Genomic DNA, 12,743 nt, shown 5'->3' on the forward strand with positions numbered 1-12,743 from the left:
TAAAGCCGCTGTTTCCGCTAACGCCTTCTCCTTGTAGCGTAATTCTCGATGCAAAGATTTTATTTCAGCCTTGTCTAATTTTGCTTGCTGCTTAATCGTTTTAGCTTGAACTTCACTCGACGTAAATTGTAGTGGTCAAGTAAAACTGGACAGCTCTTTATGTTTTATCCGACTAATCTAGATTCTGATTCAACAGGAGTTAGATAGCCATTGTAGCTGTGAGGTCTGCGTTTGTTGTAATACCCCATCAGGAATTCACCTATATCTGTTCTGGCTTCATCCAGCGAACCGTATCCTTGCTTTGGTACCCATTCGCTCTTTAGACTTCGAAATACTCGTTCCATTGGCGCATTGTCCCAACAATTACCACGCCGACTCATGCTTTGTTTGAGCTGATATCGCCAAAGCAGTTGCCGGTATTTTGAAGCTGTATATTGGCAGCCCTGATCAGAATGAAACATCACCCCCTTGGGCTTTCCTCTTGTCAAATATGCCATGGTTAGTGCTTTAGCTACTAACTCAGTATCAGGAGAGTCAGACATCGACCAACCAACAACACGACGGGAGAATAAGTCGATAACAACGGCCAAATAGACCCAGTAAGTACCAGCCCAGATAAAAGTGATGTCGCCACACCAAACCTGATTGGGTTCCGTCACCGCAAATTCTCGGGATAAATGATTGGGGATATCAACATGCTCTTTAGGGGCCGCTTTATACTTATGCTGACCTGGTTGACAGCTTTCAACCCCAGCATCTTCCATCAGGCTCGCGGCCTTATATCGGCCTACCTTTTCACCCTTTTCCGTCAACTTTACTGAAATAGTCCTTGCTCCTGCTGAGCCTCGCGAATCCTGATGAAGCTCTTTGACCATCTCTAATTGTCTCGCCCTATCTAAATCTATCGGCCTGCCTTTAACGTTTAGCCAGTAGTAATAACTACTTCTTTCAAGGTCAAAAATATCACAAAGTGTTACTATGCTATGCTGCTCCCTTAAACCATCAACTATCTCAAAAGATTGATGGAGTCCGACATTAAGAGAGCGGTAGCCTTTTTTAATATTGTATTGTGCTCTTCTAACCGTTTGACTTTATTTTCTAATTCTTTAATCCTTTGCTGCTCTTGGGTTAATGCTGAGCCTGTTGGTGTTTTCCCCTGACGCTCCTCTTTCAGTTGTTTGACCCATTTCCTAATCGCACTATGGCTGACTCCTAATGATTGAGCCGCCTCTGTAACTGAATAATCTTTGTCCAGTACCAACTGAGATGCTTCAAGTCTGAACTCTTGTGGGTAGGTTTTTCTTTTGTTCATGTTTACACCTTTATTTAAGTGGTTATGTTAACACTCAAAAAGGTGTCCAGATCTATTAGGCCACATCACCCGTGTTTAACGGCAAGGGAGAATTAGTTGGCCTAAACTTCGATTCCACCTATGAAGCTATAACCAAGGACTGGTTCTTCAACCCCACCATTACCCGCGCCATACATGTGGATTTCCGCTATATCCTCTGGATGATGGATGAAGTGGACCATGCGGATAACTTGATAGCCGAGTTAGATTTAGTCAGGAACTAGATAACAAAAGGTCCCTGTAGGAGGGGCTTTAGCCCCGAGGTTCGCGGGTTAATCCTCTCCCGGCTAAAGCCGGTCCTACAACCCAGATCTGCTTTGTGCAGGCATAAAAAAACACCGCCCTAATTAAATTAGTGCGGTGTTTTCTTTTAAAGCCTTTGCCTTAATGCCGAGGCATTAAGACGTTCGCTTTAAATCTATGTATTAAGCTTCTGCAACAACAGAAATCTTAACGATAGCTTTAACTTCAGTGTGAACCTGAACTTCAATTTCGAACTCACCAGTAGTACGCAAAGCGCCTAATGGAAGACGAACTTCGCTCTTAACGAGTTCAACACCAGCAGCTGTAACTGCATCAGCGATATCGCGGTTACCAATTGAACCGAATAGCTTGCCTTCGTCACCAGCTTTAGAAGCGATAACAACAGACTCAAGTGCGTTGATTTTCTCAGCGCGCTCGTTGGCAGCAGTCAGGGTAGCAGCTAACTTAGCTTCTAATTCAGCACGACGTGCTTCAAAGACTTCAGTGTTAGCAGCGTTGGCAACAACAGCTTTACCTTGTGGCAGAAGAAAGTTACGTGCGTAACCAGACTTAACTGCAACTTGGTCACCTAGATTTCCTAGGTTAGCTATCTTATCAAGTAAAATAATGTTCATTATTAATTCCTCTAGATTGTTGCGCTATTACTGATGTAAATCAGTGTAAGGCAGTAGAGAAAGATAACGAGCACGCTTGATAGCGCGAGCTAGTTGACGTTGATATTTAGCGTTTGTACCTGTGATACGGCTAGGAACAATTTTACCACTTTCAGTGATATAGTTCTTTAGAGTTACGATATCTTTGTAATCAATCTCTGTAACGCCTTCTGCTGTGAAACGGCAGAACTTGCGACGACGGAAATAACGTGCCATGTGACAGTCTCCTAAGTTTTCAATTCGACATTTTCAGCGTGTATTACTAAGCGATTTTGACCATTTCGACTCTGCTGGAGAGCGATAAAGCCTTGCACTTCAATATCCACGCCGATTTTCAGTTTATCTGTAACGCTTTCAAAGCGTTCACCACTTAATATCACTTGTATCTGACAGTATACGTTTCTTAGCATTTCTGCTTCGAAGCACTGAGATTTGTGTTCCAGCATAATCACACAGTGTGCGATGCCTGCCGGGCTTTTAAAGCTTCTGGAACGCGTAATGGTTCCCGATAACACCAAATGGTTTGTGGCCAAAGAAAAACTTACTCTGCTGCTTTTTCAGCGGTTTCTTTAACTTCTTCAACAGCTTTTTCAACAGGCGCGCTACGACGCTCGCCTTCGCTAGAACGGCGTGAATCACGCTCTTCTTTTAGCTTAGCCATTGGAGATGCTTCAGTGATGGCTGCTTTAGTACGCATAACCATGCTACGCAGAACAGCGTCGTTGAGACGGAAAACTGTTTCTAACTCTTCAATCGTTTCAGCAGTAGCTTCTACGTTCATAAGAACATAGTGAGCCTTGTGCAATTCGATGATTGGGTAAGCCAGTTGACGACGGCCCCAGTCTTCTAAACGATGAACTTGACCGCCAGCTTGGGTAAGAATACCCGTGTAACGTTCAATCATACTAGGTACTTGTTCACTCTGGTCAGGGTGAACCAAAAATACGATTTCATAATGACGCATTTTTTGCTCCTTACGGTTATCTAGCCTCGTTGTTGGCTCAGCCAAACCAAATAGAGGCAAGGAACTAATTAAAGTGACTGATTTAAGCCGCGGAATATTACACAAATTTAAGACTAAATTCAAGCAGTATCTATGACCAATTAGGCTAATGGGCAATTCATGGTCATCTATCGAAACAGACAGCGCACCTTATATAGGCATTTCCCCGAGGGTCCCGCTAAGTTCATCGCTTGTCCCCAACCCGTTACCAGGTTAAATGTGGTAACAATATTTTGAAATTGTATCGCTATATTAACTTTACCGATGCAGAACAGAATAGGTATGATGTTGACCTATCGTCATGGAACCTCACCACATTAAAATAATAGTAAGAATAAAATAATGTTTAGAGTCTTAACTGCCCTACTTGTATTCATACCACTGTCAACCTGGGCCTTAGTGCCTCCCGACTATCAGGAGCCGCCCAGTGATTTCAACGCTGAAATCGAGGCTGGTTTGCAACTCAATACCGGCAATACACGGTCCAGTAGCTTCAATGGTCGAACCAAATTGGTTTACGACACAGAGCAATTTAGACAGGAAGGGACATTTAGACTCTATTATGCTGCCGACGATGAGAAAACGACGGCGGAAAAATATGATCTACAACTACAGTCCAGCTATAAACTAGACAATGATTCTTCTTGGCTCGATGATGGTTATGTCTTCGGCAGGGGGGACTTCACCTTAGACCGTTTCGGTAGTTACACCCAAGTATCCACGATTTCTGTGGGTTATGGTTTCGATCCCATCTCTAATAGCGACACTAAACTCAGCTTGGAAATCGGTCCAGGTTATCGATATAACATGCCTATCGAGACCGAAACAGAGCCAAATTCCCAGGCCGATAAAGATATCATTATTCGTACTGCGGCCAAGTTTGTGCAAAAACTGCAGGAATATACCAGCCTCAACGCCGATCTCACCGCCGAAATAGGCGAAAATAACAGCACGCTCACACTCGATATGAACTACAAGAACACTTTATTCCAAAACTGGGCCTTCAAGATAGGCGTCAACATCAAGTACACAGACGTAGTCCCCCAAGGCACCAAGCAGACAGACACCATCACCACGTTTAACTTGCTGTATACATTCCAATAGTGAATGAACTTGTCAGATAACAAGTTATTGAAATATCTTTTATTGGTTCATTTGGCTGTATTTGGTGTTTGATTAGCTTATCAAGTACCAGAACTGAATTGGTACTTATTGCTTGCAGCAGGCTCACATGTAGCTACTTCTGTGGGACGCTGTAAAGCCTTCCCTGGCCGCTCTGCGGTTTCAAACAACGTCCATGTTTAACGGCCAGTTCGGCATCCCAGCCTCTCGTTCGGAGAGTATCACTTCGTGATACCTCACCCTGTCACGGAAGGTCACAGCCGCGTTTACATCAGGTTATTCACCTCTTCGATTTAACTTCACATACAATCACTGTCAATATGATTTTAATACTGCTACTTAGGGTTTTGTGAAGGCATTAGAAGGAGTGATTAAGGCCAAGGAGATACGCTATATTCATGCTTGATTTTCAAACAACTATCAGGGGTTTCTCCATTTAATTGCAGATTCATATGGTATTCAGTGCCTGCCATGAATATTGGTAAGTAGGTTTTCTGTTCATTAGAGCCAGGTGGAAATACTCGATCAAGCCAGTTTCCAACTAATCGAAACTCATGCTCGGTATCAATTCCACACGCGGTAGCCCTACCAAGCATCGCTGCGTAAGTTGCCATTCTGTCAGTAAGTTCAGATTCATCTTCATTACGATTTGAAAACTCTCCCTCTGCTTTTTTATTAGCTTTCTCTTGCTGCTGTTCTTTAAGGTCGTTCTGTTTTGTAAAATCAGAAACTTGAGATACTAGAGTTTCAAGTTCTTGTATATCTTGAGCCGATTGAATCATCCTTGTCTCGCGTAGTTTTTCTTCTTCAAGCCTTTTACGTACGGATTCTTTTATCTGAATCTTGAAGCTTCTCAGCCCTTTTTCACTTAAATTGACTGCGACTTCCAGAAGTTCAGGAAGAGTTTCAATAGATTGCGCATGCTCTTTAAGAAATTGATAAGGTACGCTACCCGCGTACTGCATTGCTAAGTCGTTAAGGTCTATGTAGTACGCTGTTTTGGCTAACTTTCCTCTACCGATATAACTTTTACTGAAATTACTAGCTACCCCATGTTTCAAATCTTTGAGAAGGTTTACTTTTTGGGATAACTGTTTGTAATAGTTAAGTTGTTTTTCTGGATTATTGCCAGGATGCTGATTAAGCAGTCGAAATGTTGCTCCAAGTTCTCTATATGCTGGTTGTGCAAAGCGCAAATTATAGTCCATTTCATTACTAGAATGAGCACTAAATCCAATCAGTGATAATAGTAGAAGAAAAACTCCCTTTTTCATAAGTTCAAGCCTTTTAGTTTTTAAAGAGTTGTACAGCACCCTCAGTTTATCATTTCAAATGTTCTGGTGATATGTATACACTCCGAAGTATTACAACCCCAAAGTCATGCTAATAGTTTGTATTTAAATCCAAACTATTAGCATATTTATGGACAACAAAAGTTAAAAGCTCAAAACTTAGTTTTATCCACAAAACCCAAATAGAAGAGATAGATAAACGTGTGTAGATGCGGCTGCGAGCTTCCAAAACAAGGATGTTTTGGCAGAGCCCACAGGGATGTGCTCGAATGATATCCTATCTAAGGGCCAGTTCGGCATCCATGCCTCTCGTTCATAAGCACATGGCTACGCCATATTCACCGCCTCGCAGAACCTTCTCAAAATAAAGGGTGCACATAAGCCCGCTGCAGGCGATAGATAACCATGAAGGTAAAAATTAACACTCACTACCCAATATCAACTCAACCAGAAGCTAAATCAGAAAATGTAATCAGTCTTCATCCGAAGACTAAGCAAAGCCGCTGGATTCCCGCACACAAGCATTGCGGGAATGACCAATATTTATTGCTACCCTGCACAATAAAAGTAAATCGAAGAGATAGATAAACGGGTGTAGGTGCGGCTGCGAGCTTCGGCAGCATGGATGCTGCCGCAGAGCCTACAGGGATTGTACTCGCGGCGTCTTGCAGAAGTATCTGCACATAAGCACGCTGCAGGCGATTAATACCAATAAAGGTACGACTTCCAACACGCCATAAAATGGCAAAAAGCAGATACAAAAATGCCGATGAGGACTAATCCACATCGGCATTCAATATTATCTAACTAACACCTATCAAGCTAACAAATCAAAAATTAACCTAATCGAATTCGCGATTAGCTTAATCTTTGGCGTACAGCCTCAAACAAGCAGACTCCAGTCGCCACTGAGACGTTCAGGCTGGACACTGAGCCGGTCATAGGTATCGACACCAGTGAGTCACAGCTTTCGCGGGTTAGACGGCGTAGACCCTTGTCTTCTGCACCCATGGCGATCGCCAGTGAGCCTTTAAGATCGACTTTATACAAGTCATGCTCAGCTTCGCCGGCGGCGCCGACAATCCAGATACCTTTCTCTTGCAGGCTTTTCATGGTGCGAGCCAGGTTAGTGACCTGAAACAGGGGCACCACTTCTGCGGCGCCACAGGCAACCTTACTCACAGTTGGCGTTAGACCCACAGAATTATCACGGGGTACGATAACCCCATGAACACCGGCGGCATCGGCGTTACGCAGACAAGCACCTAAATTGTGTGGATCGGTAACCCCATCGAGGATCAGCAAGAAAGGTGTCTCCGTCTTATCAACTTCTATCTTATCAAGCAGTACCGCTAAGTCTTTGTCATTGAGCTGTTTGACCGCCTTGACTCGGGCTATCACACCTTGGTGTTGACCACCGTCTGACTTGTCGTCCAATACCTTACGTGTTGCATGCTGCACCGAGACACCATACTCAGCCGCACTCTCTAGGATCGGCATGAAACGCTTGTCATCACGGCCCTGCAGAACCCAAAGTTCGATCACGCGTTCTGGGCTATGTTTCAGTACCGCTTCGACCGCGTGAATACCGAAGGTGATATCTTGTTTTTTCATCTATTACTGTCTCTATTACTTGCTTGCTTTGGCTTTACGCTTAGCTGGGCTCTTTTTTACTGCAGCCTTTTTTGCTGAAGACGTTTTAGCCTTCGACTTCTTAGCCGTCGTTTTTGTTTTAGCGCCGGACTTTTTAGCTCCACCGCCGGTATTGGTTTTAGCAGGATCGGCAGCAGCTTTACCCGCCGCAGATTTTGAACGAGAACCGCGTCGTTTAGGTTTACCGCTCTTATCTGCCTTGCCTAGCTTAGCGCCCTCTGCATTGACTCGCTCTCTGGCAGTCATTGGCTTCTTGCCACGGCTTGGACGTTTAGACTTACCTTCCTCACCCGCCATCATCAAGTCTATCTGCCTGTCATCCAGATTGACGCTAGCCACCTTCACAGTGACCTTATCGCCTATCTGGTATACCTGACCGGACGACTCTCCAACGAGACGCTGGCGCATATTATCATATTGGTAGTAATCGCTACCTAGACTTGAGATATGCACTAAGCCATCGATAAAGAGTTTATTCAGACGGACGAACATGCCGAAATGGGTTACCGAGGCCACTACAGCGTCGAAGGTATCGCCCACATGATCTTGCATAAACTCGCATTTGAGCCAATCGCTGACATCACGGGTCGCCTCATCGGCGCGGCGCTCTGTGGTCGAACACTCGACACCGAGAAGGTCTAACTCTTCTAGCTGATAGTTATAACCACCACCGGGCGTCCATTTCTCTTGCGCCTCTCCCTGTTCTTTCGCCAGCAAGAAGCGAATAACCCGATGCAAGATCAAGTCAGGGTAACGACGAATAGGCGACGTAAAGTGAGAATAGGCTTCTAAGGCTAAACCAAAGTGTCCTTCATTATCCGGTGTGTAAACCGCTTGCTTCATAGAGCGCAGTAACATGATCTGGATAAGCTCGGCATCGGGCCTGTCGGTGATCGACTCCATCAAGGCCTGATAATCGGTCGGTGTAGGCTGAAGCCCGCCACCCATGCTCAAGCCACGCTCCTTGAGGAAGTCTTTAAAGTTCGTCAGCTTCTGCTCAGATGGAGACTCATGCACCCGGTATAAGACTTCGCCCTTGTGCTTCTTGACGAACTTGGCCGAGGCCACGTTGGCCAAGATCATGCACTCTTCGATGATCTTATGTGCCTGGTTACGATTTCTCGGCACTATGCTGTCAATCTTCCTGTCGGCATTGAAAATAAACTGTGTCTCAGTAGTTTCAAATGCGATGGCGCCGCGTTGTGCACGTATCTTATCCAAGGTCAGATACAGAGATTGCAAGGTTTGCAAGTGCGGGAAGATGGGCTTGAGCTTATCACTCACCGCTCCACCTTCTAGCATATCGGCGACCTGGGTATAGGTCAGACGGGCATGAGAATGCATCACAGCCGGATAGAATTTATATCCCGATAGCTTACCTGCAGCTGAGATGGTCATCTCGGCAACCATACATAAGCGATCGACCTCTGGCATCAAGGAACATAATCCGTTGGAGATCTTTTCCGGCAGCATAGGGATAACTTGAGACGGGAAGTACACCGAGTTTCCTCGACTACGAGCTTCCTTATCTAAGGCCGATTCGGTGCGCACATAATGGCTCACATCGGCAATCGCCACCCACAGACGCCAGCCACCGCTCTTCTTGGCTTCGGCATAAACGGCATCATCAAAATCTCGGGCATCTTCGCCATCTATGGTCACTAAAGGCAAGTGACGCAGATCGACTCTGCCCTCTTTATCGTCTTCGGTCACTTCATCTGGGATCGCGCGCAGCTTCTTCTCAATCAGACTCGACCAGGTATGTGGCAGATCGTAGTTACGCAGGGCAATCTCGATCTCCATCCCAGGAGCAAGCTGCTTGCCTAACACTTCGGTGACTTTACCGGCGGCCTTCACATAACGGCCCGGGCGACGGGTCAATTCGAGCACCACAACATCACCCTGACGAGCACCATTACGGTCCTCATCGGCAATGAGTATCTCTTGACCTATACGCCTGTCATCGGCGATGACGAAGGCCATACCGGAATCTAGATGGAAGCGTCCCACTAGGGCGGCGGCTCTCTGTTCGACTAGGCGTACGATACGTGCTTCGCGGCGCCCCTTACGATCCACGCCGGCCTTCTGCGCCAGCACCTTGTCGCCATGAAAGTACATCATCATGTCACGGTTATTGATAAAGAGGTCGTCGCCGCCCCCTTCTAGCTTCAAGAAGCCAAAACCATCTCTGTGACCGATAATCGTACCAGTAAGCAGGTCCATACGCTCAGGGAGGCCGTAGGCCTGTCCACGGGTGAACACAAGCTGCCCATCCCGCTCCATGGCTCGCAGTCGACGTCTAAGCGCCTCAAGCTGCTCCTCACTTTCGAGTTTAAGCGCCTGTGCAATGCGTTCACGGTTTAACGGGGATGTTTCTGAACGCAAGTATTCTAAAATAAACTCACGGCTTGGAATGGGGTTTTGGTAATTTTCTTGTTCACGCTTTAAATGCGGATCTTTGATCATTCAATATCTCAAATATTTTACCGGAACATTCCGGGTCATACCGATTGCTAATAGGCAAATGGTACTGTTTATCGGGATCTCAGGTGCTCCTGTTTTGCCCTGGCAACTGCACTGGGCGGCATTTTCTGCTCTAGCACCTTCAATAATTCTAAGGCTTTATATTTTGTCGCCTCATCACTAAATACATCGTTATATAGCCAGTGATATCCCATCTCGAAATCTCTTGGGCTACCATAGCCTTCACCAAACAGTCTAACTAACATCATGCGTGCCGGCAGATCGCCATTGGCCGCTGCGGGCATCACATAATGAATGGCTCTGTCGCGATCTTGTATCACAAATTGTCCATCGTGATAGTACTCGGCGATCCTGAGCATAGCTTCTGCGCTCCCCTGCTCGGCAGAGTCACGCAGTAAAGAGATCCCTCTCGGTGGGTTTGCTGTTACACAAATACCATGATTAAGCATCTCGGCCCAAAGATATTGATACAGGGGCTGTTTAAGCACCTCGGCTCTCGCCTCAATATCCTGGACTAACTGACAATCATCTCCCGTGACTCGCGTCAGATATTGTTTAGTCCTGATCAGTTCAATTAACTGCTCCTGACTATAGATATCCACGGCTCGAGTCTCGGCCCAGCTCAACGCTGGTGTAAACGCTACTATCGATAACAACAGATAACGCGACATGATTTTCGATGAAAATTTTAGCACTTCTTGTAGCATGAGCTCTCTCGCGAAAAATTCATAAACATAAGTAGTGATCAGACAAGACACTCGATTATCGGTGAATAGCTTGTCTCATCAATACTCGCCATAATAGGTCATCGGCAGTATAACGCATTTCTTGAGCACTGCCTGCCCGTATCGGCTCCAATAAAAAGGCCGCGATATGCGGCCTCTTTCTATTAACTAAACGGATTCACCAGAATCATGGTCTCGTTTCTATCGGGACCCGTAGAGATAATATCAATTGGCGTTTCTAACAAGTCTTCGAGACGCTTAATGTAGTTCAATGCCGCTTGCGGCAATTGCTCTAAAGAAGTCGCACCGAAAGTGGTCTCACTCCAGCCTGGCATAGTTTCCAGTACCGGTGTGACCTTCTCGTAGCCTTCGGCTGCCAGTGGCGTCACTGTCGCGACAGTGCCATCAGGATACTGGTAACCAACACAGATCTTCACTTCTTTCAGACCGTCTAGCACATCTAGCTTAGTCAGACAGAAACCGCTTACGCTGTTGATCTGTACCGCACGCTTCATGGCTACTATGTCTAACCAACCTGGACGACGCTTACGACCAGTAGTTGCACCGAATTCGTGACCCTTAGTGCCTAAGTAGTCACCAATTTCACAATCAAGCTCAGTTGGGAAAGGTCCGGCTCCGACGCGAGTCGTGTAAGCCTTCATGATACCCAATACATAATCCAGATGACGTGGACCGAATCCAGAACCTGTCGCTACACCACCTGCTGTAGTATTAGAAGAGGTAACGAAAGGATAAGTACCATGGTCGATATCAAGCAAGGTACCCTGTGCACCTTCAAACAGAATAGACTCACCCGCTTTACGCGCCTGATCTAACAGTTCGGTGACGTCGGTACACATACTCTTAATGTAATCTGCGATTGCCAAAGCATCTTTCAATGTCTTTTCATAATCTACAGCTTCGCACTTGTAATATTCAGTCAACATGAAGTTGTGATAGCTCATCACATCTTTCAGTTTCTCTGCAAACAACTCTGCATCAAACAGATCGCCGACACGAAGACCACGGCGTGAAACCTTATCTTCGTATGCAGGACCAATACCACGGCCCGTTGTACCAATAGCCTTGTTACCGCGAGCTTTCTCACGGGCAACATCTAGAGCACAATGGAACGGCAGGATCAGTGGACACGCTTCAGAGATAAGCAGACGTTCCTCGACAGGAACTCCACGCTCTTTAAGCATGTTGATCTCAGTCATCAGAGCGTCTGGTGATAGCACCACGCCATTACCGATAATGCATTTTACATTATCACGTAAGATCCCTGATGGAATAAGATGAAGAACGGTTTTGTCACCATCGATAACGAGAGTGTGACCGGCATTGTGGCCCCCCTGATATCGAACGACATATTTAGCCTGTTCGGTAAGTAGGTCAACTATCTTACCCTTTCCTTCGTCACCCCATTGGGTGCCGAGAACTACGACATTTTTGCCCATTATTTGCTGCACGCTAGTGGTTAAAACGGGATTTTAGCAGATCTATAGGGGCTGTAGGCAAGTAATTTATGAAAATATAATCAACAAAACGATACCTGCGGTGACTAAACCACCACCCAGTCGTTGCAGAAGTTGCTGATTTTGGTTCGAAATCTCCTTTAAATATGCTTTCCAGCGATTAGGAAATAACAGGGGACCAATGCCTTCGATAACCAGCACAATACCTAGCGCTAGCATGATTAGCTGTAGTGACATAATTTAAAATTCCGCATAGCCTAAAGCCAACTTGAACAGGGTTAAGACTAGATTAACAAATCGGCGAGGGATGGCCTATTTTCAGGCAATAAAAAACCCAGCAAAAGCTGGGTTTTTTGAGTTCTCGATAGCGAAAATTAACGCTTTGAGAATTGTGGCTTCTTACGTGCTTTACGTAGACCAACTTTCTTACGCTCAACTTTACGAGCATCACGGGTAACGAAACCAGCGGCACGTAGAGATGGACGTAGAGCTTCATCAAGTTCCAACAATGCACGGGTAATACCGTGGCGAATTGCACCTGCTTGGCCAGTGATACCACCGCCCTTTACAGTTACATAGATATCTAGTTTATCAGTCATTTCAACTAGCTCTAGTGGTTGACGAACAACCATACGAGCAGTTTCACGACCAAAATACTTATCTAGTGGAAGTTGATTGACAACTATGTTGCCAGTTCCTGCTTTCGCGAATACGCGTG

12 protein-coding genes and 2 pseudogenes are annotated in these 12,743 nt (G+C 45.7%); 2 read left to right on the forward strand and 12 right to left on the reverse strand.

Features of this window, described 5'->3' with window-relative positions; genetic code table 11:
- Positions 1-135 precede the first annotated feature (135 nt).
- A pseudogene (locus tag HRU42_RS18575) lies at positions 136-1,312 on the reverse strand (IS3 family transposase).
- A 65-nt stretch (positions 1,313-1,377) separates the two neighbouring features.
- Between HRU42_RS18575 and HRU42_RS18580 the strand changes: the two are divergent.
- Positions 1,378-1,575 (forward strand): annotated as a pseudogene (locus HRU42_RS18580) (S46 family peptidase); the annotation flags it as partial.
- A gap of 201 nt (positions 1,576-1,776) precedes the next feature.
- On the opposite strand, the gene rplI reads toward HRU42_RS18580, so the two are convergent.
- The 4 genes from rplI to rpsF are packed head-to-tail and all read right to left on the reverse strand — an operon-like array spanning position 1,777 to position 3,232.
- Positions 1,777-2,229, reverse strand: coding sequence for a 50S ribosomal protein L9 (rplI, locus tag HRU42_RS18585; RefSeq protein ID WP_295033293.1), 453 nt, complete (start codon positions 2,227-2,229; stop codon positions 1,777-1,779).
- A 27-nt stretch (positions 2,230-2,256) separates the two neighbouring features.
- The gene (rpsR, locus tag HRU42_RS18590) at positions 2,257-2,484 is read right to left on the reverse strand and encodes a 30S ribosomal protein S18 (protein WP_005497284.1); all 228 of its coding nucleotides are present in this window, start codon (positions 2,482-2,484) and stop codon (positions 2,257-2,259) included.
- Between the two features lie 11 nt (positions 2,485-2,495).
- Positions 2,496-2,801: a primosomal replication protein N gene (gene priB / locus HRU42_RS18595; RefSeq protein WP_144044765.1), complete on the reverse strand. Its 306-nt coding sequence runs from the start codon at positions 2,799-2,801 to the stop codon at positions 2,496-2,498.
- An 8-nt stretch (positions 2,802-2,809) separates the two neighbouring features.
- Positions 2,810-3,232 (reverse strand): 30S ribosomal protein S6, encoded by a 423-nt coding sequence (gene rpsF / locus HRU42_RS18600; protein WP_295033299.1) that lies wholly within the window; start codon positions 3,230-3,232, stop codon positions 2,810-2,812.
- A 381-nt stretch (positions 3,233-3,613) separates the two neighbouring features.
- On the opposite strand from rpsF, the gene HRU42_RS18605 reads away from it, so the two are divergent.
- Positions 3,614-4,375 (forward strand): YdiY family protein, encoded by a 762-nt coding sequence (locus HRU42_RS18605; RefSeq protein WP_295033300.1) that lies wholly within the window; start codon positions 3,614-3,616, stop codon positions 4,373-4,375.
- A gap of 389 nt (positions 4,376-4,764) precedes the next feature.
- Here HRU42_RS18605 and HRU42_RS18610 read toward each other — a convergent pair whose 3' ends face one another.
- The 7 genes from HRU42_RS18610 to rpsI form a co-directional block, all read right to left on the reverse strand.
- Positions 4,765-5,667: a hypothetical protein gene (locus HRU42_RS18610; protein WP_295033301.1), complete on the reverse strand. Its 903-nt coding sequence runs from the start codon at positions 5,665-5,667 to the stop codon at positions 4,765-4,767.
- 876 nt (positions 5,668-6,543) lie between these two features.
- A complete protein-coding gene (gene rlmB / locus HRU42_RS18615) occupies positions 6,544-7,299 on the reverse strand; it encodes a 23S rRNA (guanosine(2251)-2'-O)-methyltransferase RlmB (RefSeq protein WP_295033303.1) in 756 nt (251 codons plus the stop codon).
- 15 nt (positions 7,300-7,314) lie between these two features.
- Complete coding sequence (gene rnr, locus HRU42_RS18620; RefSeq protein WP_295033305.1) at positions 7,315-9,804, reverse strand: ribonuclease R; 2,490 nt, start codon at positions 9,802-9,804, stop codon at positions 7,315-7,317.
- A 68-nt stretch (positions 9,805-9,872) separates the two neighbouring features.
- Positions 9,873-10,493, reverse strand: coding sequence for a flagellar protein MotX (locus HRU42_RS18625; protein WP_295033312.1), 621 nt, complete (start codon positions 10,491-10,493; stop codon positions 9,873-9,875).
- 218 nt (positions 10,494-10,711) lie between these two features.
- Positions 10,712-12,007 carry an adenylosuccinate synthase gene (locus HRU42_RS18630; protein ID WP_295033307.1) on the reverse strand — a complete coding sequence of 432 codons (1,296 nt, stop codon included), beginning with the start codon at positions 12,005-12,007 and terminating at the stop codon, positions 10,712-10,714.
- A gap of 66 nt (positions 12,008-12,073) precedes the next feature.
- The gene (locus HRU42_RS18635; RefSeq protein WP_295033309.1) at positions 12,074-12,262 is read right to left on the reverse strand and encodes a DUF2065 domain-containing protein; all 189 of its coding nucleotides are present in this window, start codon (positions 12,260-12,262) and stop codon (positions 12,074-12,076) included.
- Between the two features lie 137 nt (positions 12,263-12,399).
- Positions 12,400-12,743 (reverse strand): 30S ribosomal protein S9 (gene rpsI / locus HRU42_RS18640; protein ID WP_295033310.1); only part of this gene is annotated, 344 nt, incomplete at its 5' end.

Source organism: Shewanella sp., assembly GCF_013214165.1.
In the GTDB taxonomy this organism is placed as follows: domain Bacteria; phylum Pseudomonadota; class Gammaproteobacteria; order Enterobacterales; family Shewanellaceae; genus Shewanella.